Here is a 23,353-nt window from a genome sequence, read left to right on the forward strand (position 1 = left end):
TTAACTTCTGTAGTCACCATTAATTTTTACATAATCATAGCTTAAATCACATCCCCAGGCAGTAGAGGAGAAGTTGCCATCATTCATGTTAATATGGATAGTAATTTCATCTTTTAATAATATTTCTTTGGCTTTAACTTCATCAAAGGAAAGTCCTATACCATTTTTACAAACATCAATTTTATCTACAGAGCTTTCAAATGTTAAATCTATTTTGTTTGGATCTATATTAATTCCTGAGTAACCAAGAGCACATAAAATTCTTCCCCAATTAGCATCACTACCAAACATTGCTGTTTTTACTAAAGGGGAGTTTATAACACTTTTAGATAATATTTCTGCATCTTTTTGAGATTTGCAATTATAAACAACACATTCAAGAAGCTTACTTGCACCTTCACCATCTTTAGCGATCATTTTAGCAAGAGTTATATTAATATTATTCAATGCTTCAATAAATAAGTAGTAATTTGTATCTTTTCTTTTAATTATTTCATTATCAGCAAGACCATTAGCTAATATCAAAACCATGTCATTTGTACTAGTATCACCATCTACACTGACTCTGTTATAACTTATTTTTGTGCTTTCTTTTAAAGCTTCCTGAAGCATTTCTCCAGAAATATTTAAATCGGTTGTTATAAAAGAGAGCATAGTTCCCATATTAGGTTCTATCATTCCAGAACCCTTTGCCATAGCTCCAATAGTTATTTTTTTGTTACCTATCATGAACTCTAAAGATAGCTGCTTTTTATAAGTGTCAGTTGTCATTATTGCAGTGGCAGCATCATCAAAACCATCTTTTGATAATCTATCTGTAAGCATTGGAATTCCATTTTTTATTGCATCTATATTTAAAGGAATTCCTATAACACCTGTTGATGCAACTAAAATATCACCTGTTTTTAGTTTAAGAGCCTTTGCTTGAAGTTCAGTCATTCTTTTAGCTTTTACTAATCCATCATCCCCATTGCATGTATTAGCATTTCCACTATTTATTATTATTGCTTGAGCTTTTTTATTAGATAAATGTTCCTTAGTTATATAAATAGGAGCTCCCTTAACTTTATTTTTTGTATATACTCCAGCAGCTGTGGCTGGGACTGTTGAATAAATAAGTGCTAAATCTAGATTTAAGTTATTTTTCTTAAGTCCACAATGAATTCCAGATGCAAGGAAACCTTGAGGAGCAGTAATTCCATTGTTAGTAACTAATTGCAATTGTAAAACCCCCTTATTACAATTAAAAAATTAAAATTAGTTTCCAGAAGAAACTAATTTTAATCCGTCTGTTTCTTCAAATCCCATAATTATATTCATATTTTGTATTGCTTGCCCCGCAGCTCCTTTAATCATATTGTCTATTGTGCTGATGATTATTAGTCCATCACCTCTATGATTTAAATGTAATGATATATTGCAATTATTTGTGTATTTAACATCTTTTATAGAAGCTGTATCACCAAGTGGAAGTATATTTACAAAAGGCTCATATTTATAAAAGTTAGAGTATAAATTATGAATATTTTCAATAGTTGTTTTTTCTTTGGGATAGCAGTATATAGTTGATAATATACCTCTATTTATTGGAAGTAGGTGAGGAGTAAAGGTAATATTTACATCCTCTTGTGCTATATCTGATAGGCATTGTTCTATTTCTGGAGTATGTCTATGAGAACCTATTCCATATGGAGAAAAGTTTTCATTTAGTTCTGGATAGTGAGACTTTAATGCAAGACCTCTTCCAGCACCTGTTGCTCCTGATTTTGAATCGCATATTATATTATCTAATTTAATTAATGAGTCTTTTAGTAAAGGCATTAATCCAAGTTCTATCGAAGTAGGATAGCATCCTGGATTAGCTATTATTTTATATTCTTTAATTTTTTCTCTGTTATGCTCAGGAAGAGCATAAATACTTTTTTTATGAAGATCCTTATATAAAAAATCTTTTCCATACCATTTCTTATAATCTTCTTCGCTTTTTAATCTAAAGTCTGCCCCAAGGTCTATAAGTACTTTATTTTCCTTATAAACTAATTCTGCAATTTCCTCACTAAGACCATGAGGAAGTGCAGCAAATATAATATCACATTTATTTATAACATCATTTTGGTTTTCACAAATTAAGTTTGTAACACCATATAGATTTTTATATATAGAAGATATTGGCTCACCTTCATAAGAAACTGAACTTATAGCTTCAATAGTAACTTTAGGATGATTTGATAAAAGCCTAAGTAGTTCAACTCCTACATAGCCAGTTGCCCCAATTATTCCTACTTTAAGCATTTTAAATCCTCCTTAGTATTTTTTATTGATTCTAAAAGTAAATTTAATTGAATTTTTACTGAAGAGGAACTTGGACCGCCAAAAACCTTTCTCTCTTCAACACAATTTACTAAATCTATTGCAGTATATATATCTTCTTCAAAAATAGGTGAGAAGTTTTTAAATTCATCTAATGAAAGATCATCTATGGCTAAATCATTTTTTATACAATAAAGAACTATTTCACCAACTATTTCATGTGCCACTCTAAAAGCTAAACCTTTTTTTACTAGATAGTCGGCAACATCAGTAGCATTTGTAAATCCACTAGAAGCTCCTTTTCTCATGCTTTCTTTATTAATCTTCATAGTATTTAACATTCCAGTGAAGGTTTTTAATGATAAAATTGCTGTATCTAAGGCATCAAATAAAGCTTCCTTATCTTCTTGCATATCTTTGTTATAAGCAAGAGGAAGCCCCTTCATAACAGTAAGAAGTGTTATTAAATCACCATAAACTCTTCCTGTTTTTCCTCTAACTAATTCTGCAACATCAGGATTTTTCTTTTGTGGCATTATGCTGCTACCAGTACTATATTCATCAGATAGTTCAATAAAGCTAAATTCATTTGTTGCCCAAAGAATAATTTCTTCAGAAAATCTTGATAAATGCATCATTATCATAGATAAGGTTGATAAAGCTTCTATTGCATAATCTCTATCTGAAACTGAATCTAAGCTATTTACGGTAAGAGAAGCAAAGCCTAAGTCTTTTGCTATCATATGTCTATCAAGGTTATAGGTTGATGTAGCAAGAGCTCCACTACCTAATGGCATTTGATCCAATCTTTTATAACAATCAAATATTCTACCTAAATCTCTTTTAAACATTTCAGAATATGCTAATAAATGATGTGCAAAGGTTATAGGTTGTGCCTTTTGCATATGAGTATATCCTGGCATTATAGTATTTACATTATCATTAGCCTTTTGATAGATAACTTCTTGAAGAGATAGAATATTATTTACTAAATCTTTTAAGGCACTTTTTAAATATAGCTTTGTATCGAGAGTTACCTGGTCATTTCTGCTTCTTCCAGTATGAAGTTTTTTTCCTTCATCACCAATATAGTAGGTTAATGTTCCTTCTATAAAACTATGGATATCTTCAGAAGCTTCATCTATTTTGATAACTCCGTTTTCTAATCTTTTTAATATTGTTTCTAGGCCAGCAGCTATTTTTATACTATCTTCTTTTGGGATGATATTTTGTTCTCCTAACATTTTTACATGAGCTAAACTACCTAAGATGTCTTCCTTATACATTCTTGAATCTACTCGTATTGATGAGTTAAAATCATTAACTAATGAATTAACTCCTTTTTCAAATCGTCCGCCCCAAAGTTTCATATTTATTTACCAGCTTTCTTTAGTGTTTCATTCATTTTTGCTTTAACTGTTATAGGAAGACCAAATAAGTTTATAAACCCAGCAGAATCTTTTTGATCATATACAGCATCTTCTCCAAATGTTGCATACTCTTCGCTATATAAGGAGTAAGGAGAAGTCATTCCAGCATTTATTATATTTCCTTTATATAATTTAAGTTTTACTTCACCAGTAACAGTTTCCTGAGTTTTTTCTATAAATGCGGTTAAAGCTTCTCTAAGGGGAGTAAACCATTGGCCGTTATAAACAATTTCTGCAAATTTTAATGCTACAATTTCTTTGTAGTGAGAAGTTTCCTTATCAAGGCAAATTTCTTCTAAATCTTTATGAGCTTTGTAAAGTATAGTTCCAGCTGGGGTTTCATAAACACCTCTGGATTTCATTCCAACTAACCTATTTTCAACCATGTCAATTATTCCAATGGCATTTTCTCCGCCTATTTTATTAAGCTTTTCAATTAAAGTAACACCATCTAATTTCTCACCGTTTAATTCAACTGGAATACCTTTTTCAAATTTTAAAGTTATATAAGTTGATTTATCAGGTGCTTTTTCCAATGTATTTGTTAGCTCTAAGATTTTATCATAGTTTGGCTCATTATTTGGATCTTCTAAATCAAGGCCTTCATGACTTAAATGCCATAAATTTTTATCTTTACTATAATTAGTTTCGTAGCTTATTGCTATTGGAATTTCTTTATCCAAAGCGTATTTAATTTCTTCTTCTCTAGATTTTATATCCCAAATTCTCCATGGAGCTATTATTTCCATGTCTGGCGCAAAGGCTTTAACAGCAAGCTCAAATCTTACTTGGTCATTTCCTTTGCCAGTACATCCATGACAAATAGCATCAGCTCCTTCAGCTAAAGCTATTTCAACTAATCTTTTACCGATTATTGGTCTTGCAAAAGATGTACCAAGAAGATATTTTCCTTCATAAATAGCATTAGCCTTAATAGTAGGGAAAATATATTCATTAACAAACTCATGAGTTAAATCTTCTATATAGCACTTTGAAGCCCCAGTTTTAAGTGCTTTTTCTTTTAGACCTACGAGTTCATCCTTTTGTCCAACATTACCAACTACAGCAATAACTTCACAGTTATAATTTTCTTTTAGCCAAGAAATAATTATTGAAGTATCTAATCCTCCTGAATAGGCTAGTACAACTTTATTAATTTTTTTCATATATTAAAGCCCCCTTGTATATTGCTAAGAATAAAAGAAAGAATATTTATAAATAGCAACAGTATATTTATTACTAATAAAAATTTGTTTGATTTATATGCTTCAATTATCTATTTAATTATCAAACATTTATATTTAAAAACATTTATAGATTTATTTGATAGAATTAGCAATATTGAAGCCATATTTGTTTAGATATTATATAGGCTACTAAAATATTAAAAGTAGTCAAATAAAAATATTCATATAGTTTGCGAGAAAACTATGTTTATAATTATACAGCTTATGGTATAATTATGCAATGGTATATTTGAATAATTATTCAAATATTTCGTATAAATCTTGCGCGATAATAGTATGTATATGATATTGATGCATTTTTATGAACTAGTTTATGAATGTTTTTTTATTTAAAAATTTTAAAATATGCTGTCATACAATTAAAATTAAAGGGATGTCAAAGACATCCCAAGTAATTTTTATTTCATATAAGCTTTGCATGTTTATAATTAAGTGCAAATTAAAATAAGATCAGATTGAATTAAAAAATTATTTTAAAATAAATTTTGTAAATTAGGCTTTTGTAGATCTTTTAAATGTTCGGCTGCATATCTTACTACATGAAGAGTTGCTAATGATTCAGCCTTATCTTCACCTTTTATATAAAGAGTTAACTTTAGGGATTCATTCATTAATGAATCATAATCAACATGATTTAGATATATTGCAGGAATATCAGCTTTTTCCTTAATTAATGATAATAGTTCAACTGAACTTTCATATGCTAAATATTCTTCGCCTTCAGCAAGAAGATCTTCTATTTCTTCACATTTTATCATTACATCATCACAAAGTGATACAAATTTAGTATCAAGAAAAAATAATCCTGTAATTAATACTATAAATAGGAGTATAGAAATAATGCTGTTTTTCATTAATTATCCTCCTTATCTGTATGAAGTTGGTAAATAAATTTACCTTTAGTATCTGTCATTGCAATTAACACATCTTTAATTGAGTTAACCTTATGTTTCTTTAGTTCATTTTGAATCCACTCATCAGTTTTATTTCCGGAAGTTAGTGCATTTCTATTTATTCTACCATCTAAAACATAAATAATAGGTAGTCTAGGCTCAGATGAACTAGTATTTTGAGAATTTGAGATTCCATCACTAGATTTATTAGAAGTTAGAAAGGACATTTGTCCGTTATTTTCTAATATACCAAATTCAATTTCACTTAAGTCAAAATATCCAGCAAGTCTTATTTCTTCCATAAGTTCATCTAAGTTAATTTGTTGTTTTTTTAGAGTTTCAAAATTTATTTTACCTCTATTTATTAATATGCAAGGTTCACCCTCTAAAATTTTCCTAGCTTTTTGGCTTTTTAGTTGAATTAATGATAATACCGTCTTAATAAATAGTAAAGTTATAATAGGAATAACGCCTAATATTAATGGTAATCGTGTATCTTGCATCGGTAATGCAGCTAAATCTGAAATCATTATAGTAATTACAAATTCATAAGGCTGCAATTCTCCAATTTGTCTCTTTCCCATTAACCTAACTACTAATATAACTAAAGCATAAAGAAAAATTGTTCTAATTAGTACAATAAACATAAAACCACCTCGTAAGAGATATTATTTGTATAAATGCATAGATTTATTCTTATATTAATAAGGTGAGTATTATATGAGTATTAATAAGGTAGTATTATGTAAGATATTTTTATAGATTTTTTGAACATTCAGTATATAATATTAAATAAGGATATTTAGAAAATATTGACAAAAAGTTTAGCTGGAGGAGGGCAATTATGAGTATTTTTAAGATAAAATACCAGGGCAAAGAATATGATGTTCAAGAGGGTATTACTTACAAGGAATTTATAGACACTTCACTAAAAATAGATTCAACGGATGTAGCATTATGCAGAGTAAATAGAAAGTATCATGAGTTGTTTAGAGTTATAGATAGAGATGGTGATATAGAATTAATAATGTTTGATAGTACTATAGGATATAAAATTTACACTAGGACATTACAGTTCATTTTTATAAAAGCTACTTTAGACCTTTTCGATAATTCAGTTATAACAATTGAACATAGTCTTGGAGAAGGGGTATTTGGTGAACTTCATAAGGAAGAAGTTTTAAGTACTGGAGATATAGATAAGATAAAGTTGAAAATGAAAGAGATTATCGAAAAAGACTTACCTATAAATAAGATAAGAGTAAAAAGAGAAAAAGCTATTGAAATATTTAAGGGATATGGAATGGATGATAAGGTTTCTTTATTAAATCATGTATCTTTTGAAAATGTAAATTTATATGAATTAGATGGAAGATATGATTATTTCTATGGTCAAATGGCATATTCAACAGGAGTGATTAAAGCATTTGATTTAATGTATTATGAGCCAGGATTTGTATTAAGATATCCAGAAAAAGATAATTTAAATTCTGTATCTGATTTTAAGGAAAATAGAAAGTTATCTCAAATTTTTATGGAAACAGAAAGATGGCTTAACATTCTAGGCGTTGGAGAAGTTGGCTCATTAAATGACAAAGTTGAAAATATAGAGTTTAGAGATTTAATTATGGTTTCTGAAGCTTTGCATGAAAAGAAAATAGCACAAATAGCTGATATGATAAATGAAAGAAAAGAAACAAAGGTTGTGTTAATAGCAGGGCCTAGCTCTTCAGGTAAGACTACTTTTGCTAATAGATTATCAGTTCAACTTAGAGTAAATGGGTATGTACCAATCCCTATATCATTAGATGATTATTTTGTAGATAGAGACCATACTCCAAAAGACGAAAATGGAGAATATGATTTTGAAAGTATCTATTCTTTAGATTTAGAATTATTTAATTCTAATTTAAGCAGTTTGCTAAGAGGAGAGGAAGTAGAAATTCCAAGTTTTAATTTTAAAAAGGGTGGAAGAGAGTGGGTTGGTAATAAGTTAACCCTTCCAAGCAATGGAATATTATTAATTGAAGGAATCCATGGGTTAAATCCAATTCTTACTTCATCAATTTCAGATAATCAAAAATTTAAAATTTATATATCTGCACTAACTCAATTAAATTTAGATAATCATAATAGAATAGCAACTACTGATATAAGAAGAGTAAGAAGAATCGTTAGAGATCATTTATCTAGAGGGTATGGAGCAGAACAAACCTTGAAGATGTGGCCATCTATTAGAAGAGGAGAAGAAAGAAATATTTTTGTTTTCCAAGAAGAAGCTGATGTTATGTTTAATTCAACTTTAGTTTATGAATTATGTGTATTAAAGAAATATGCACTAGAAGAGCTAGATAAAATTGGTCAAGACAGTCCAGTTTATTTAGAAGCAAGTAGACTAAAATCATTTTTAGGTTTCTTTAAAGAAATAGATAAGGATTATGTACCAACTAATAGTATATTAAGAGAATTTATAGGTGGAAGCGTATTTTATAAATACTAGAAAAGTGAAAGGATGAAAGAGTGAGAGAATGAAAGAATTTAGGAAATAATTTACCTTCGTTAAATTATGAAAGTGTAAAAAATCTTAAAAATTTTTATTTTATTTTTTTCATTTCTTAACTTTTTCATTCTTAAATTACTTATGGGGGTTTTTATGGTATTAATAAATGATTATAAAAAAGTAATTATAGAATTAACTGATGATGATTTCATTTATAAAAGTTTTTTTAGAAAAGTAAAAATAAAAAAATCAGATATTAGAAGTGTTTTTTATGATGAAGGCTATTTAGGAATACTAACTTATAGGGGGAAAATTTACTCGTTAAGTTTGGGTTCTCTTTTATGGAGTGAAAAAGGTAAGCTTGAAGATTTAAGAAAAGAGCTAAATAAGGAGAATATATTATTTGATTACACTAATACCAAAGTTTTTAAAGAAATTTTTCCTTTTTATTTAATTTCCACTTCTATTATAAATCTTATAGAAAAGCCTAGATTTGCGATATTAATATTTTTAATTTTTATTATAGGAATAATATATAGTAGAAAGGTTACTATATTTGAAAACAATGTATTTAATATTGATAAAGATGAATTGGAAGTTATAAGAAGAAAGAGTATACTTAAGTATAAAAGGCACGAAATAGATAAGATTAATTTAAAAAGAGAGTTAAATGGTATAACTACTATTTACTTTAAGAAAAATGATAATAAGTTTAGACTTTATTTTAAGGATAATCCTTACTTAATAAAAATATATGATTTAAGTTTAGTTAAACTCTTTGGTTAATATTTTTTATGTAATAAGTTATAAAATTAAATAGGTATAATAAATAATCAATATATTCATTTAATTAAAAGAGTGAAGCATTTATATTTAAGTTTTATATAAATTAGTAAAATACTAAATTTATTCATATACTATAATTTATTAGGTGTTCTACTTATACATTTAATAAGTAATAGCTTGTATAGATTTTTAATTAATTCCAATATATAATATGTATAGCAAAATTAAATACAAAAGGAGAAAAAATCATGAGTGGCATGGGTGTTTTTGATATATTAGGCCCTATAATGGTAGGACCATCTTCATCACATACTGCAGGAGCAGCAAGATTAGGTAAAGTTGCTCGAGCGATTGCAGGTGATGATGTTATAGAAGTGACATTTTTATTACATGGATCATTTGGAAAAACCTATAAGGGACATGGTACTGACAGAGCTTTAGTTGCAGGAATAATGGGAATGGATCCTTCAGATGAAAGACTTAGGGATTCACTTGAAATTGCAAAAGAAAAAGGAATAAAAATAACATTTAAAGACGAAGATTTAGGAGATTATCATCCTAATACTGTTAGATTTTTAATTAAGTGTAAAAATGGTAAAGAGTGTGATGTTATAGGAAGTTCAATTGGTGGAGGAAATATTGAAATCGTTGAAATAAACGGAAATAAAGTTAAATTCACAGGTGCTTATGCAACGATAATAACTTCCCATAGAGATATACCTGGAACTGTAGCAAAGGTTACAAATATTTTATATGATAATAAAGTTAATATTGCATTTTTAAATTTAGGCAGAAGTCAAAGAGGTAAAAATGCAACTATGACATTTGAAGTTGATAGTAAAATTTCAGATGAATTAATAGAACAAATAAAAGAAGTTGAAGGAATAGAAAAAGTAATCCTTATTAATAAAGTTGAGGAGGGTGAGTAGTTTGGATATAGCAAAATCTGGAGAAGAACTTGTACATATATGTGAAGAAAATTCAATTTCATTAAGTGAATACGCAATTATAAGAGAAATGGAAGATAGGGATATTTCAAGAGAAGAGGTATTTCTAAAAATGAAAAAAACTTTAGATGCCATGAGAAGTGGGGCAACTGAAGCAAGAGAAAAAGAAGTATATTCAGTTAGTGGGCTAATTGGTGGAGATGCATATAAAATGCAACAATATTTAAAAAAGGGAAACTCTTTAACTGGAGATACTATGGTTTTAGCGATGGCTATGGCATTATCATCATCAGAAGTAAATGCATCAATGGGGAAAATAGTTGCATGCCCTACTGCTGGTTCTTGCGGTATTTTACCAGCTGTTATTTTAACAGCTGGAGAAAGGCTTGGAAAAAATGATGAAGAATTAATGAGAGCATTATTTGCATCAGCAGCAGTTGGAATGATAATTGGAAGAAATGCAACTTTTGCAGGTGCTGAAGGTGGGTGCCAAGCCGAATGTGGATCAGCGGCAGCAATGGCATCAGCAGCAGTTGTAGAGATGATGGGTGGAACACCAAAAATGTCATTAGATGCAGCTGCTATAGTATTTAAAAATATATTAGGCTTAGTTTGTGATCCAGTTGCTGGATTAGTAGAAATTCCATGTGCTAAAAGAAATGCTTCTGGAGCTATGAGTGCATTATGTACAGCAGATTTAGTAATGGCAGGTGTAGAATCTAAGATACCTTTTGATGATGCATTATCTGCAATGTACAAAGTAGGAAGAAGTTTACCAGCTTCATTAAGAGAAACTGCACAAGGTGGCGTAGCAGTAACAAAAGCTGGATTAATGTTAAAGAAAAAAGTCTTTGGAGACAATTAATATTGTGATAAATATAAATAGAGTATGCTTATTTCGCATGCTCTATTTATATTTATCCACTAATATTTATTAATAAATATTTAGGAAGCGAAAGAGCACAAATTAATAGTTAATAGTGAAAGAGTTAAGGAGGTTTTACTACGTAAAACTTAAAGAATTAATTTGTGTAAAGCACAATATAAATTAAAAATCCCTTAAGGATTTTTCTATAACTCTATCATTTTTTCATTCGGCTTTCCTAAAATTAATGCAATAACTTATTCATTCTATAATTTTTCATTTAGCGAATATGAATTATCACCTTAATTCTTCGGCGTAAATTATTAATTATCCATTGAGTTTCCGTTCATCATATCTATATAATCCTCACCATAATTATGCATAGCCTGAAGTACAGGCATTATTTTTTCTCCAACAGCAGTTAGGCCATATTCAACTTTGGGAGGAACTACAGGATAAACTTTTCTGTAAATTAAATTGTCTTCTTCTAGGCTTCTAAGTTGATTTGTAAGCATTTTTTGAGTAACATTAGGAAGCTTTCTTTTTAAATCACTAAATCTAAGCGGTTCTTTGCATAAATACCATAGTATTAATATTTTCCATTTGCCAGAAATTAGCTTATGCACCAAAATCATTGGACATATCTCATGAGAGTTATTTGATTCGTTTATATAACAATCATTATGAGTTATTGAGAATTTCTCCATATAATTTCTCCTTATCTATAACATAAATTTCACAAAATTTAATCACAATAAAAATATAAGTTATACTATTTTAATTGAGAAGCAGTATCAATTTGGATACTATGTATAAAAAAAGTGTCTACTTGAAAAAAAAGAATATTTAAACTAGTATTTATATTATAGCAAAATACAAGTATATTACCAATGGTAATTACTATTAGGAGGACAAAATGAATAAAGTATTATATATAAAAGCAAATATTAAACCAGAAGGACAATCAAGAACATTTAGAATATCAGATAATTTTATAGAAGAATATAAAAAGAATAATCCAAATGATGAAGTAACAGTTTTAGATCTATATAAGGAAGGAATTGACTTTTTAAGACCAGAAGATTTAGCAGCTGTATTTGGAGAAAAAACTGAAGAGAGTAAGAAGCACCCAATTTTAAAATATGCTTATCAAATAGCTGAAGCAGATAAGATTGTTATTTCTACACCAATGTGGAATTTAGGAACACCAGCAATAGTTAAAGCTTATTTTGACTATGTAAGTGTAACAGGAATAACTTTTAAATATACTGAAAATGGTCCAGTAGGATTATGTAAAGCAACTAAGGCTTTAATAGTTTCTGGAAGAGGTGGAGATTATTCAAATCCAATAACTAAAGACCTAGAAATGGGAGAAAGATATTTAAAATCTATTTTAACATTCTTTGGTGTTAAAGATATTAAGAGCGTTGCTGCTGAAAACTTAGATGTATATGGAATAGATGTAGAAAAGATTGTTACAGATGAAATAGCTGAAGCAAAAGAAATAGCAAAGAATTTTTAATTTAAAGATTTAAGAAGAGATTCTAAGGATCAATAAAATAGATTAATTTCATCACTTTAAAATAGTTTTATTTTATGAATAGTATAACTTATAAAGCTAATAATAACTTTGTAAGGTGGTGATTTTAATGGATAAGAACCCAAGTATAAAATGTACAGTTGAACAATGTAAGTATAATAATACAAATGAAAAATATTGTACATTATCAATGATTCAAGTTGGAACTCATGAAAAAAATCCAACTCAAGTAGAATGTACAGATTGTGATTCTTTTGAATTAAGATAATAATTTTTTAGAATTACAAGCTAGATATTGGATTTAAATTAAATAAATCTAAGAGAAAAGAGAAAGGATAATTCCTTTCTCTTTTTATTTGTAAAATATATTAAATCTTATGACAAATAATTAGTGAATTTAAGAAGAATTATAGGAAATATTAAATTCATAAAATGGATAAAAATAAAGAATATAGGTAAAAATAATATTTGATATAAAAATGAAAATGTTATTTAGATTTATAGTTAACATTTTATAGAAATCCTTTTAGGAGGAACTATGAAAGAGATAGAAGATATTTTTACAGAATTATTAAAGATAAGTATAAGCAAATACATAATTGCAGGTATAGTCATAATTATAGCTTTAGCTATAAACAAATATATAATAACTAAGATTTTTGATTATATAATTAGGATAGTAAAGAGAACTAAAAATTTTGCAGATGATAGCTTGGTAAGGGCGTTGGAAAAGCCAATCAAGCTATATATAACATTATATTCTTTTTATGCATCATTAAAGATTATAGATTTCGATGGTCTGAATGTTAATACAGTTACAAGTGATAGATTAAAAAAAATATTTATAGTTATAGTAATATGTTATTTCTTTTACAATTTAACTCTAGAAAATTCTCTCTTATATACAAGAATGCATAAAAATGATGGAGGAAATACAATAGTATTTCCTTTTGTATCTATAATAATAAGATTAGTTATTATAGTGATAGGGGTAAGTTGTGTAGCTAGGGAATTTGGTTTTACGGGATTCATAGCTGGTCTTGGAATTAGTGGTGTAGCATTTGCACTAATGGCACAAGATACTTTTTCTAATTTATTTGGTGGAGTTATAATAGTATTAGATAGACCTTTTGCAATAGGTGATTGGATACAAACATCTCAAGTTGAAGGAATAGTTGAAGATATAACGTTTAGAAGCACAAAAATAAGGACGTTTTCTATGGCGGTTGCAACTGTACCAAATTCAAAGCTTGCAAATGAAAATATTATAAATTGGACACAAAGAAAACTAAGAAGAATACATTTTAAGTTCACTATTAAGTTTGACACTGAAGTTGAAAAAATTAAAAATTGCATAAGTAGAATTGAAGAATTATTAAATAGTCATGAAAAAATTGATAAAGATTTAATTATTGTAAGTTTTAATGAGCTATCAACTTATGGATTTGGAGTTTTTGTTTATTTCTATACTAATGAATTAAATTATAAATTATACGAAAAATTAAAAGAAGAAATAAATATGGATATATTAAGAATACTTAGAGAAGAAGAAGTAGAGCTTATGTTCTTTACTTTTAATTTTGGAAATGGATTAGAGAATAGAGGAGCAAATTGTGAAACGGAATGTACAGAACTAGAATCAATAAGAAATATAACTGAAGAAGAAAGAGGAAAATAGGGGAAATTAAAGCAAATGTTAAATTAAATTAATAATATATAAGATAGAAAGCATATTATATATTATTCTTAGTTTAGAGCTCAAGTGGGCATATGTAAGTTTGTTAATTAGTATTAAAAATGTTATGGAATAAGTAACTTATATATGTCCACTTTTTTTATGAAAATTTAGTGGTATAATTTAATTATTAAGTAAATTACATGAATTATAATAGAAGAATATATAAGAGGTGTTTATATGGGACTAAATAATAAAAAACTTACACAATTATCAACAAGATGCGGATGCGCAGGTAAGTTTACTCCAGATGGATTAGCAAAGGTTTTAAGTCATATAGAAGCCAATGTAGAGGATAGAGATCCAAATTTAATTGTAGGTTTTGATAAATCAGATGATGCTGGTGTCTATAAATTGTCAGAGGATTTGGCATTAGTTCAAACGGTAGATTTTTTTACACCAGTTGCAAATGATCCATATACATTTGGTCAAATAGCTGCAACTAATGCATTAAGTGATGTTTATGCAATGGGAGGAAAGCCATTAACAGCATTAAATTTAGCATGTTTCTCAGCAACTATAGGACCAGAAATATTAGCAGAGATATTAAAAGGTGGGGCTGATAAGATAAGAGAAGCAGGAGCAACAATAGCTGGTGGACATACAATTACAGATGAAGAAATCAAATACGGAGTTTCTGTTACAGGAATAGTTGACCCTAAAAAAGTAGTAACAAATTCAGGCGCTAAAGATGGCGATGTTCTTATATTAACAAAGCCTCTTGGATGCGGTGTTTTAACTACAGCTTTGAAGATAGAATTTATTACAGATGAAGAGTTTGAAGAAGCAGCAAATGTAATGTCAACTCTTAATAAAATTGCTTCAGAAGAAATGCAAAAAGTAGGAGTTAATTCTTGTACTGATATTACAGGATTTGGGTTTATAGGACATGCATATGAAATGGCAAATGGAAGCGAAGTTGAAATAGAAATAGATAGTAAAAAAATACCTATAATGAATAAAGTAATAGATTTAATAAAAGAATATTGTCTTCCTAGTGGAGCATATTCTAATGAAAAATATTTTGAAGAATGGGTAGACTTTAGTCCTGAAATTTCTGAGCAAATGAGACTTGCACTTTTTGATCCTCAAACATCAGGAGGACTATTAATTTCAGTTGAAGAAAGCAAGGCAAATGAATTATTAGAGAATATAAATAATAGAAGTCAAATAAAAGCAGAGATTATTGGTAGAGTAGTTAAAAAGGGAAGTAATAAAAATATAATAACAATAAGATAGTTAAAAAAATAAGTGAAGCTTATAATCTTCACTTATTTTTTTATATAATAACTTGAAATTTATTTAAGTTTATAAACATTTGTAAAATACTTAAAGGAAATATTTAAGAAACATGGTTAATTTAACAAATTTGTGTTCAAATATTTAACATATATACTATTTATTATATAATTATATTGTGGTTTAGAATTAGTATAGAAAAATTAAATAGGAATAGGGAGATAGTAATTGAAGCTGAAGGAGATTATAGGGATAAAAAATAAATCTGTAATATCTATAATTGGATGTGGTGGGAAAACAACTTTAATGTATTTATTAGCAAATGATCTTAAAGATGATAATAAAGTTTTAATATCAACTACAACAAAAATTCTCGTTCCAACAAGAGATGAAGTGGATTTTTTAGCTGTAGGTGAAAACCAATATCACTCTATAAGGGATAAGAAGAATAATGGAATTTACGCATATTCTAAAGCTATAACTAAAGAAAATAAATTTATAGGTATAAATGAAAGTGATATAAAAACGTTAACAAAAGATTTTGATTTTATATTATTAGAAGCTGATGGCTCTAAAAGGAAACCAATTAAGGGCTGGAATGATACTGAACCAGTCATTTCTAGTGAGACAAACTTAACTATAGGAGTTATGAGTCTTGAATCATTAGGATTAGAAATAAATGATAATAATGTGCATAGATTATGTGAATTTAATGATCTTACTAATAGTTCTCTAGGAGAAGTTATAAATATAAATCATTTTGTAAAAGTAATATTTAATAAAGATGGTTTGTTTAAGTATTCTAAGGGTGAAAGGTTATTATTTCTAAATAAGGTAGAGACAATTGATGAAAATAATTTAAAGTTACTTATTAAGGAAATTATCAAAAGAAATGAAAAGGATAAGTTGTTAGATAAAATTATATATGGAAGTTTAAAAAATAAAATTTATAAAATAGTGTTAATGTAGAGTTTATAGATTACTAATTTAGAAGAGATTTATTTAAGTGAAGTAGTAAAGTTAAAGATATATATTTATTTTAATATAAATGATAAGAAAGAGGATGGGAGCTATGGATTTAGGGACTGTAATAGTAAGAGGTGGAGGAGATATAGCATCTGGAACAATACAAAAGTTATATAGAAGTGGATTTAATGTATTAGTTTTAGAAATAGAAAAACCAACTGCAATTAGAAGAAACGTAGCATTTAGTGATGCTATATATAATGGAAAAGCTGAGGTAGAAGGAATAAAAGCAATTCGTGCATATAATCTAGATGATATAAATAATGCATTTAAGAATAAATTTATTCCAATAGTAGTAGATGCTAATGGAGAGTTTATTAATAAAATTAAGCCATTTGTAGTAGTGGATGCCATACTAGCTAAAAAAAATTTAGGAACCAATAAGGAAATGGCACCAATAACAATAGCACTAGGACCAGGATTTGAGGCTGGTGTTGATGTTGATGTTGTTATAGAAACAATGAGGGGGCATAACCTAGGAAGGTTAATATTTGAAGGTTATGCAATGCCTAATACTGGTGTACCAGGAGAAATTGCTGGTTATTCAAAAGAGAGAGTAATATATAGTGAAGCAAATGGAGTTATAAAAAATTATAAATTTATAGGTGACATAGTTAAAAAAGGTGAAGTTTTGGCAGCAATAGGTAATGAAAAAGTATTAGCACCTATAGATGGGTTACTTAGAGGTATTATAAAAGATGGAACAAGAGTTGAAGTAGGATTAAAAATAGGAGATATAGATCCAAGGTTAAAAGAAATAAATAATTATACTACAATTTCAGATAAAGCTAGAAATATAGGAGGTGGTGTATTAGAAGCTTTATTAATGATTAAAAATAAAAAAGGTATATGAAGTTTTTATTAATTATGTATAAAAATAATTCCTAATTAAAACATGAGAATTAGTCAAGAAAGGTATGGGATTAATGATAACAGCAGGGCTGATAACTGTAGATGATAAAGAATATAAAAAGGGAGATGATGATTATAGGGAAAAAATAATTAAAAGATATTTAGAAAATAGAGGGCATCAAATATTAAGATGTAAAATTTTAAAAAGTAATCAAGTAGATATAGAAAATGAAATGAAGTATATGAGTGATGAACTGAAAGTAGATTTAATACTAACAAGCGGAGGAATTGGATGTCGCCCAACAGATATTGTTCCAGAGGCAACAAGAAATATAATTATAAAAGAAGTAAGTGGTATTTCAGAGGGAATAAGATACTATAATTTGCAAATGAGTAAAAATATAATGCTCTCAAGAGGGGTTTCTGGTATTAGAGAAAAAACATTAATAGTTAATTTACCAGAGAATCCTAAATTTCTAATTTCATCCTTAGATTTTGCTTTAGGAACAATTGAATATGGAGTAGAAATGGTAATTGGTAGAATAAAAGATTGTGTTATATGATAAAAGAGGTGAACATATGAAAGTTATAGATGTAAGAGAGGCTATAGGATGTGCTTTATGCCATGATATTACTAAAGTAGTTCCAGGAGAATTTAAAGGTGTAGCTTTTAAAAAGGGACATATAATTGAGGAAAAGGATATAGATGAGCTTTTATCAATAGGAAAAGATCATATTTATATATGGGATGAAGATGAAAATTTAGTTCATGAAAATGAAGCAGCAGAATTTCTTAAAGATATATGTGCAGGTAGTGGATTGACTTTTTCAGAAGTTAAGGAAGGGAAAATAGAATTCTTTGCTGCTATAGATGGACTCCTTAAAATAGATTTAGATTTACTTGTTAAATTAAACTCTATAGATGAAGTTATTCTATCAACTATTAAGAATGATACAGTTGTTAAAAAGGGAGATAAAATTGCTGCAACTAAGGTTATCCCATTAGCAATTAAAAAAGAAAAATTACTTAAAGTTCAAAGTGTTGTAAGTAAAAAGATAATAAATGTTATTCCAATTAAACCGAAAAAAGTTGCAATAGTTACAACTGGAAACGAAGTGTATTATGGAAGAATACAAGATGCATTTAAAGGTGTTATAGAAAAGAAGATATATCCATATGGTTGTGATATTATTGGACAAACAATTATAAAAGATAATTTAGTAGAAATAAAAGAAGCAATAAATTATTGGCTTGAAAAGGGTGCAGAAATGATACTTTGCACTGGAGGAATGTCTGTTGATGCTGATGATTTAACGCCTAAAGCAATAAGGGAAATTGGAGCAGAAATTATTTCTTATGGTACTCCTATTTTTCCAGGCGCTATGTTCCTAATTTCTTATAAAGGAGACATACCAATATTAGGATTACCTGGAGGAGTAATTTTTTCAGAAAGCACTGCTTTTGATGTGATATTACCAAGAGTTTTAGCCGGAGAAAAATTAACTAAGTATGACATAGCAAGTTATAGTCATGGAGGCTTGTGCATTGCTAACGATTATATATAAGGTATAATAAAGATTTCAAATTTTAATAAGATATCTATATAATCGATATTAGCTACATATAATTAGTAGTTTGATAACTTATATTAAAGATTAAATAATATATTCGATTTTAATTTTTCTATTATGTTTAAGCAAGTTCTTTATCTATTTAATATACATATAGTTTTAATTATTTGTAATATTAATTGAAGCATATATAAAATTAGCGCTATAATTAAAGTATAAGATAAAATAAAGATGGTAAATTATAAAATGAAGAGGTGGCAGTATGAATGTTATAGATTGTAAGGGACTAGCGTGTCCTATGCCTGTTATAAAAACAAAGAAATATTTTGACTTAGAAGATTCAAAGGAAACTTTAGTAATAGTAGATAACGAGGTTGCTAAAAATAATATATTAAGATTAGCTAAAGGATTAAAGCTAAATAGTAGTTTTGAAGAAGAAAATGGATTATATACAATTCAATTAGCAAAGGGCGAATTTACTACAATACATCAAGATGTATATAAAGAAGAAATTGTTAATCAGACAGTTGCTCCAACTATATTAGTTTCATCAAATTTACTTGGTAATGGTGATGATAGATTAGGGGAAACTCTAATGAAAGTATATATTAATACATTAGCGGAAGCAGAGGTGCTACCAGAAAATTTAATGTTCATAAATGGTGGAGTAAAGTTAACTTGTTCTGGGTCAGATGTTTTAGATAGTTTAAATTCTATGAGAGAAAAAGGTGTAAACATAATAAGCTGTGGAGCATGCCTTGATTTTTATAACTTAAAGGACGAGCTTAAAGTTGGCGAGATTGGAAATATGTATCAAATTATAGACTTAATGAATAGAAGTGGAAATACTATAAAATTATAAATATAAAAGCTACGATAAATAGAAAATGCTTTGTATTTATATTTTTCAAAATTTTTTCATTATTTTATTTATAAACTGCATATTTTAATAGTAGAAAGTTATTGGAATTAGTAAATTTAATAAGATATAAAGGGGGTCGCGTTTCGTTACCACCTTTGCATATATAACCGATGAAGTGTCATGTGTAGTCTAAATCAATGTGATGATTTTTTGTCAATAAAACACAAAATTTTTAGTGAAGAATAGATAATTACACAGAATTATCTATTTTCTATATTTAATAAAATTGTTTAATCTTTTGATTGAATTTTTCATATAGCTTAATCATATCTAGCTCTGTTGAGTAAACTCCAACCTCATCTATTGGAATCCATTTAACGCCACTATTTTCATCTTCTTTTATGAAAAGTTCATCATTTTCATCAGCTTCTAATAAATAAGCAACTGATAAATGTAGGTGAGAAGCGATTTCTTTACCTTTTTTTATATGTGCAGGAACAGGTAAAACATCTAATGAAAAAATTTTATTATCTAATGCTTTTATATTTTTAACACCTGTTTCTTCTTTAGCTTCTTTTATAGCAACGTAAAGTAAATCTTCATCCCCATCAGCATGGCCACCAGTCCAAGACCAAGAGTTATATATATTATGATAAATCATAAGGACTTTTGTTTTATCTTTATTTACTATGTATCCAGAACTAGTGATATGGGCAAGTGGGTTTTCCCTAGTTAAAAGATTATTAAAATTATTTATTGCATATAAAATTGCTTCTTTATCGGCTATTTCCTGTTTAGTATAAGGTACATAGCTTTTAATTTCTTCTATCCAACTCATAAATTTCTCCTTTGAATTACTAATTTTATTAATTTTAATTATATAACAAAATATGTGATTAAACTATTAGCCTATAGAAAAATAAATATGTAACATATGAAAATATAGTCGAATAAAATATATCGATGTAGTATATGAAATAGAAACATCGGCATAATTTAAGTTCAGGATGTAAGAGAGGATACAAAATGCAAATTGGTATAAGGGCATTAGACGAGAGTTTGAACTTGCAGAAAAAAAAGAACCCTCTTATACACTGTATCTCTAATTCAGTTTCAGCAAAAGATCTAGCACAAGGAATTTTATGCTATAATGGTCACTCAATATTTAGTAATTCTACTGAAGAATCACCAGATATAACTTCAAAATGTGATTGCCTATTAATTAATTTAGAAGATTTAAATGCAGCAAGAGTAGATATAATAGAAAAAGCAATTAGAGTAGCAAGAAGAAAAGGTATCCCTGTAGTTTTAGATATAATGGGAGTTGATTTTTCGTTTTTTAGAAAAGAAATAGCATTAAGATTCATAAATAGATACAATATAAACGTCGTTAAGGGAAAGTTAGAGGAATTTAAAGTATTAATCCAAAGTGATGATAAATTAAAGAACAAAGACTTTACCAGTTCAAGGGTAAAAGAAAATATAGAGGTTAGAGTGAGCTTAAGAAGTTTTTCAAAAAGATTTAACACCATAACAGTAGTTCAGTGTGAAGATTATTATTTAACTGATGGATTTAGTGAGTTTTATTTAGAAGGTGAGCGAGAAAGGTTTAATAATATATTTGGTGTTGAATCAATATTGTGTGGATTAATTTCTGTAGGGGTTGCATCTGCAAGCAATAATGAACAAATATTTAGAGCCGTCTTAGTTGCTATTATGACTATAGCAGTAAGTGAAAAAATAGCTGTACAAAAGAACTTAAAACCTGAAAAAAATATATGGTTAAAAGAGTACTTATTAGATGAAATAGAGAATATAAATTCAGAAAAACTAAATAGATTAGCAAAAGTTGAATATTCATTTGTAAGATAAAGAAGATAAAATATTAACATCAAAAAGTAATTAATAAAAATTAAAAAGCTTTGGATATATCCAAAGCTTTTTTGGTTGCGGGAGCAGGACTTGAACCTACGACCTTCGGGTTATGAGCCCGACGAGCTGCCAACTGCTCCATCCCGCGATATTAAGTTACTAACCTTAGTCAGTGAATTAAGTATATCATTATTATAACATAAAGTAAAGGAAGATATGCAAAAATTTTTAGAATTTTTTTAAAAAAAGTACTTGAAAAACGTTTACAGATGGTTTATTATATAGTTAACCGATTTAGTAAACCGATTTACTAAAAAATAATTATTTAGGAGAGAGATTTATGAATAAGATATGTGTACTTGGAAGCATGAATATGGATTTAGTTTTAAAGGTTAAGGATATACCACAAGTAGGAGAAACTATTTTATCAAAATCTTTTGAAAAGATATCAGGTGGAAAGGGAGCAAATCAAGCAGTAGCAGCTAAAAGAAGTGGCTCAGAAGTAGTAATGATATCTAAGATAGGTAGAGATGATAATGGCTTAATACTTAAAAATAAATTAAAAGAAGATAATATAGATGTAAGTTTTATATATGAAGATGAAAAAGAAGCAACAGGAATGGCAATTATAATGGTTAACGATAACGGAAACAATTCAATAATAGTTGTTCCAGGATCCAATATGACAATAAATGAAGAAGAAATTAATAAATCAGAAAAAGCATTAAAAGAAAGTGATATATTAATATCTCAATTTGAAACACCAGAAGAAATTACTTTTAAAGCATTTAAAAAGGCTAAGGATTTTGGAAAAGTAACAATACTAAATCCTGCGCCAGCTAAAAAAATAAATGATGAACTTTTAAAAGTAACAGATATTATAGTACCAAATGAAACAGAAGCAGAAGTTTTAACTGGTATAAAAGTAGAAAATTTAGAAGATGCAAAAAAAGCAGCAGAAGTTTTCTTAAATAAAGGAGTTAAATTTGTAATTATAACTTTAGGATCAAGGGGAGCTGCAGTAATAGGAAAAGAATTTAGTGAAGTAGTACCAGCATTTAAAGTAAATGCAATAGATACAACAGCTGCAGGAGATAGCTTTATAGGAGGCTTAAGTTCAAAGTTAGATGTGAAAAATCTAAATAAAGAAAACCTTATAAAAGCAGTAACATTTGGAAATAAGGTATCATCAATAGCAGTTCAAAGAAAAGGAGCACAACCTTCAATACCATATTTAAAAGAAGTGGAAGAGGTTTATGGAGAGGAGTAATACTAATGAGAAAGACATCATTATTAAATAGTAATTTAAGTTCAGTAATATCAAAAATGGGACACACAGATATGTTAGCAATTGGTGACTGTGGTTTACCAATACCAAATGAAACAGAAAGAATAGACCTAGCATTAATAAATGGAATTCCAACATTTATGCAAACTTTAAAAGCAACATTAGAAGAACTACAAATAGAAGAAGTAATATTAGCAAAAGAAACAGAAGATATAAGTCCGAAACTTTTTAAAGAAATAAAAGAAATTATAGGAGATGTAAAAATAACATTTGTATCTCATGAAGAATTGAAAAGAAACTTAAAGGAATGTAAGGCAGTAGTTAGAACAGGTGAACAAACACCGTATGCAAATATAATTTTAAAATCAGGAGTTGTATTTTAGTTAAGG

Annotated in this window: 24 protein-coding genes and 1 tRNA gene; 16 read left to right on the forward strand and 9 right to left on the reverse strand. The window is 28.0% G+C overall.

Annotated elements, in window-relative coordinates:
* From argJ to I2A75_RS13045, 6 genes are all read right to left on the reverse strand, one after another.
* A complete protein-coding gene (gene argJ, locus I2A75_RS13020) occupies positions 1-1,221 on the reverse strand; it encodes a bifunctional glutamate N-acetyltransferase/amino-acid acetyltransferase ArgJ (protein WP_195265188.1) in 1,221 nt (406 codons plus the stop codon).
* A gap of 36 nt (positions 1,222-1,257) precedes the next feature.
* On the reverse strand, positions 1,258-2,292 hold the full coding sequence (argC, locus tag I2A75_RS13025; RefSeq protein ID WP_195265190.1) for an N-acetyl-gamma-glutamyl-phosphate reductase: 1,035 nt from the start codon (positions 2,290-2,292) through the stop codon (positions 1,258-1,260).
* On the reverse strand, positions 2,280-3,680 hold the full coding sequence (gene argH, locus I2A75_RS13030; RefSeq protein WP_195265192.1) for an argininosuccinate lyase: 1,401 nt from the start codon (positions 3,678-3,680) through the stop codon (positions 2,280-2,282). Before argH ends, argC begins: the two co-directional genes overlap by 13 nt.
* A 2-nt stretch (positions 3,681-3,682) precedes the next feature.
* Entirely contained in the window at positions 3,683-4,906 is a 1,224-nt protein-coding gene (locus tag I2A75_RS13035; protein WP_195265194.1) for an argininosuccinate synthase, read from the reverse strand.
* A gap of 554 nt (positions 4,907-5,460) precedes the next feature.
* Complete coding sequence (locus tag I2A75_RS13040) at positions 5,461-5,841, reverse strand: DUF4363 family protein (RefSeq protein ID WP_195265196.1); 381 nt, start codon at positions 5,839-5,841, stop codon at positions 5,461-5,463.
* Positions 5,841-6,527: a DUF421 domain-containing protein gene (locus tag I2A75_RS13045; protein ID WP_195265198.1), complete on the reverse strand. Its 687-nt coding sequence runs from the start codon at positions 6,525-6,527 to the stop codon at positions 5,841-5,843. The genes I2A75_RS13040 and I2A75_RS13045 overlap by 1 nt, the downstream gene beginning before the upstream one ends.
* A gap of 197 nt (positions 6,528-6,724) precedes the next feature.
* Here I2A75_RS13045 and I2A75_RS13050 point away from each other — a divergent pair, with 197 nt between their 5' ends.
* The 4 genes from I2A75_RS13050 (at position 6,725) to sdaAA (ending at position 10,978) form a co-directional block, all read left to right on the forward strand.
* Positions 6,725-8,380: a nucleoside kinase gene (locus I2A75_RS13050; protein WP_195265199.1), complete on the forward strand. Its 1,656-nt coding sequence runs from the start codon at positions 6,725-6,727 to the stop codon at positions 8,378-8,380.
* 153 nt (positions 8,381-8,533) lie between these two features.
* Positions 8,534-9,166, forward strand: a complete 633-nt coding sequence (locus I2A75_RS13055) for a hypothetical protein (RefSeq protein ID WP_195265201.1) — start codon at positions 8,534-8,536, stop codon at positions 9,164-9,166.
* 248 nt (positions 9,167-9,414) lie between these two features.
* Positions 9,415-10,095, forward strand: coding sequence for an L-serine ammonia-lyase, iron-sulfur-dependent subunit beta (gene sdaAB, locus I2A75_RS13060; RefSeq protein ID WP_195265203.1), 681 nt, complete (start codon positions 9,415-9,417; stop codon positions 10,093-10,095).
* Position 10,096: 1 nt separating this feature from the next.
* The gene (gene sdaAA, locus I2A75_RS13065; protein WP_195265205.1) at positions 10,097-10,978 is read left to right on the forward strand and encodes an L-serine ammonia-lyase, iron-sulfur-dependent, subunit alpha; all 882 of its coding nucleotides are present in this window, start codon (positions 10,097-10,099) and stop codon (positions 10,976-10,978) included.
* Positions 10,979-11,301: 323 nt separating this feature from the next.
* On the opposite strand, the gene I2A75_RS13070 is transcribed toward sdaAA, so the two are convergent.
* Complete coding sequence (locus tag I2A75_RS13070) at positions 11,302-11,685, reverse strand: helix-turn-helix domain-containing protein (RefSeq protein ID WP_279325039.1); 384 nt, start codon at positions 11,683-11,685, stop codon at positions 11,302-11,304.
* Between the two features lie 209 nt (positions 11,686-11,894).
* Here I2A75_RS13070 and I2A75_RS13075 point away from each other — a divergent pair, with 209 nt between their 5' ends.
* The 9 genes from I2A75_RS13075 (at position 11,895) to yedF (ending at position 19,804) form a co-directional block, all read left to right on the forward strand.
* The gene (locus tag I2A75_RS13075; protein ID WP_195265207.1) at positions 11,895-12,500 is read left to right on the forward strand and encodes an NAD(P)H-dependent oxidoreductase; all 606 of its coding nucleotides are present in this window, start codon (positions 11,895-11,897) and stop codon (positions 12,498-12,500) included.
* Positions 12,501-12,627: 127 nt separating this feature from the next.
* Complete coding sequence (locus tag I2A75_RS13080; RefSeq protein WP_142690777.1) at positions 12,628-12,786, forward strand: DUF1540 domain-containing protein; 159 nt, start codon at positions 12,628-12,630, stop codon at positions 12,784-12,786.
* Between the two features lie 270 nt (positions 12,787-13,056).
* Positions 13,057-14,196, forward strand: a complete 1,140-nt coding sequence (locus I2A75_RS13085; protein WP_195265209.1) for a mechanosensitive ion channel family protein — start codon at positions 13,057-13,059, stop codon at positions 14,194-14,196.
* A gap of 237 nt (positions 14,197-14,433) precedes the next feature.
* The gene (gene selD, locus I2A75_RS13090; protein WP_195265211.1) at positions 14,434-15,492 is read left to right on the forward strand and encodes a selenide, water dikinase SelD; all 1,059 of its coding nucleotides are present in this window, start codon (positions 14,434-14,436) and stop codon (positions 15,490-15,492) included.
* A gap of 228 nt (positions 15,493-15,720) precedes the next feature.
* Positions 15,721-16,461, forward strand: coding sequence for a selenium cofactor biosynthesis protein YqeC (gene yqeC / locus I2A75_RS13095; RefSeq protein WP_195265213.1), 741 nt, complete (start codon positions 15,721-15,723; stop codon positions 16,459-16,461).
* Positions 16,462-16,540: 79 nt separating this feature from the next.
* Positions 16,541-17,371, forward strand: a complete 831-nt coding sequence (yqeB, locus tag I2A75_RS13100; protein ID WP_243242169.1) for a selenium-dependent molybdenum cofactor biosynthesis protein YqeB — start codon at positions 16,541-16,543, stop codon at positions 17,369-17,371.
* A gap of 64 nt (positions 17,372-17,435) precedes the next feature.
* The gene (locus I2A75_RS13105) at positions 17,436-17,933 is read left to right on the forward strand and encodes a molybdopterin-binding protein (protein ID WP_195265215.1); all 498 of its coding nucleotides are present in this window, start codon (positions 17,436-17,438) and stop codon (positions 17,931-17,933) included.
* A gap of 16 nt (positions 17,934-17,949) precedes the next feature.
* Positions 17,950-18,936 carry a molybdopterin-binding protein gene (locus I2A75_RS13110; RefSeq protein WP_195265217.1) on the forward strand — a complete coding sequence of 329 codons (987 nt, stop codon included), beginning with the start codon at positions 17,950-17,952 and terminating at the stop codon, positions 18,934-18,936.
* A 268-nt stretch (positions 18,937-19,204) separates the two neighbouring features.
* Positions 19,205-19,804, forward strand: coding sequence for a sulfurtransferase-like selenium metabolism protein YedF (gene yedF / locus I2A75_RS13115; protein WP_195265219.1), 600 nt, complete (start codon positions 19,205-19,207; stop codon positions 19,802-19,804).
* Positions 19,805-20,081: 277 nt separating this feature from the next.
* On the opposite strand, the gene I2A75_RS13120 is transcribed toward yedF, so the two are convergent.
* Complete coding sequence (locus I2A75_RS13120) at positions 20,082-20,642, reverse strand: NUDIX hydrolase (RefSeq protein WP_195265221.1); 561 nt, start codon at positions 20,640-20,642, stop codon at positions 20,082-20,084.
* Between the two features lie 188 nt (positions 20,643-20,830).
* Between I2A75_RS13120 and I2A75_RS13125 the strand changes: the two genes are divergently transcribed.
* A complete protein-coding gene (locus tag I2A75_RS13125) occupies positions 20,831-21,676 on the forward strand; it encodes a hydroxyethylthiazole kinase (RefSeq protein ID WP_195265223.1) in 846 nt (281 codons plus the stop codon).
* A 72-nt stretch (positions 21,677-21,748) separates the two neighbouring features.
* On the opposite strand, the gene I2A75_RS13130 is transcribed toward I2A75_RS13125, so the two are convergent.
* A tRNA-Met gene (locus tag I2A75_RS13130) sits at positions 21,749-21,824 on the reverse strand.
* 192 nt (positions 21,825-22,016) lie between these two features.
* On the opposite strand from I2A75_RS13130, the gene rbsK reads away from it, so the two are divergent.
* Both rbsK and rbsD read left to right on the forward strand, forming a co-directional pair.
* On the forward strand, positions 22,017-22,946 hold the full coding sequence (gene rbsK / locus I2A75_RS13135) for a ribokinase (protein WP_195265225.1): 930 nt from the start codon (positions 22,017-22,019) through the stop codon (positions 22,944-22,946).
* 5 nt (positions 22,947-22,951) lie between these two features.
* The gene (gene rbsD, locus I2A75_RS13140; RefSeq protein WP_195265235.1) at positions 22,952-23,347 is read left to right on the forward strand and encodes a D-ribose pyranase; all 396 of its coding nucleotides are present in this window, start codon (positions 22,952-22,954) and stop codon (positions 23,345-23,347) included.
* Positions 23,348-23,353: the final 6 nt, after the last annotated feature.

Source organism: Clostridium sp. 1001275B_160808_H3 (assembly GCF_015550425.1).
Taxonomy (GTDB): Bacteria; Bacillota; Clostridia; order Clostridiales; family Clostridiaceae; genus Clostridium.

Excerpts from the sequence above, each read along its gene's own strand:
- argC (WP_195265190.1), bottom strand. The coding sequence starts at position 2,292 with ATGCTTAAAGTAGGAATAATTGGGGCAACTGGCTATGTAGGAGTTGAA.
- argH (WP_195265192.1), bottom strand. The coding sequence starts at position 3,680 with ATGAAACTTTGGGGCGGACGATTTGAAAAAGGAGTTAATTCATTAGTT.
- I2A75_RS13035 (WP_195265194.1), bottom strand. The coding sequence starts at position 4,906 with ATGAAAAAAATTAATAAAGTTGTACTAGCCTATTCAGGAGGATTAGAT.
- I2A75_RS13040 (WP_195265196.1), bottom strand. The coding sequence starts at position 5,841 with ATGAAAAACAGCATTATTTCTATACTCCTATTTATAGTATTAATTACA.
- I2A75_RS13045 (WP_195265198.1), bottom strand. The coding sequence starts at position 6,527 with ATGTTTATTGTACTAATTAGAACAATTTTTCTTTATGCTTTAGTTATA.
- I2A75_RS13050 (WP_195265199.1), top strand. The coding sequence starts at position 6,725 with ATGAGTATTTTTAAGATAAAATACCAGGGCAAAGAATATGATGTTCAA.
- I2A75_RS13055 (WP_195265201.1), top strand. The coding sequence starts at position 8,534 with ATGGTATTAATAAATGATTATAAAAAAGTAATTATAGAATTAACTGAT.
- sdaAB (WP_195265203.1), top strand. The coding sequence starts at position 9,415 with ATGAGTGGCATGGGTGTTTTTGATATATTAGGCCCTATAATGGTAGGA.
- I2A75_RS13070 (WP_279325039.1), bottom strand. The coding sequence starts at position 11,685 with ATGGAGAAATTCTCAATAACTCATAATGATTGTTATATAAACGAATCA.
- I2A75_RS13075 (WP_195265207.1), top strand. The coding sequence starts at position 11,895 with ATGAATAAAGTATTATATATAAAAGCAAATATTAAACCAGAAGGACAA.
- I2A75_RS13080 (WP_142690777.1), top strand. The coding sequence starts at position 12,628 with ATGGATAAGAACCCAAGTATAAAATGTACAGTTGAACAATGTAAGTAT.
- I2A75_RS13085 (WP_195265209.1), top strand. The coding sequence starts at position 13,057 with ATGAAAGAGATAGAAGATATTTTTACAGAATTATTAAAGATAAGTATA.
- selD (WP_195265211.1), top strand. The coding sequence starts at position 14,434 with ATGGGACTAAATAATAAAAAACTTACACAATTATCAACAAGATGCGGA.
- yqeB (WP_243242169.1), top strand. The coding sequence starts at position 16,541 with ATGATAAGAAAGAGGATGGGAGCTATGGATTTAGGGACTGTAATAGTA.
- I2A75_RS13105 (WP_195265215.1), top strand. The coding sequence starts at position 17,436 with ATGGGATTAATGATAACAGCAGGGCTGATAACTGTAGATGATAAAGAA.
- I2A75_RS13110 (WP_195265217.1), top strand. The coding sequence starts at position 17,950 with ATGAAAGTTATAGATGTAAGAGAGGCTATAGGATGTGCTTTATGCCAT.
- yedF (WP_195265219.1), top strand. The coding sequence starts at position 19,205 with ATGAATGTTATAGATTGTAAGGGACTAGCGTGTCCTATGCCTGTTATA.
- I2A75_RS13120 (WP_195265221.1), bottom strand. The coding sequence starts at position 20,642 with ATGAGTTGGATAGAAGAAATTAAAAGCTATGTACCTTATACTAAACAG.
- I2A75_RS13125 (WP_195265223.1), top strand. The coding sequence starts at position 20,831 with ATGCAAATTGGTATAAGGGCATTAGACGAGAGTTTGAACTTGCAGAAA.
- rbsK (WP_195265225.1), top strand. The coding sequence starts at position 22,017 with ATGAATAAGATATGTGTACTTGGAAGCATGAATATGGATTTAGTTTTA.
- rbsD (WP_195265235.1), top strand. The coding sequence starts at position 22,952 with ATGAGAAAGACATCATTATTAAATAGTAATTTAAGTTCAGTAATATCA.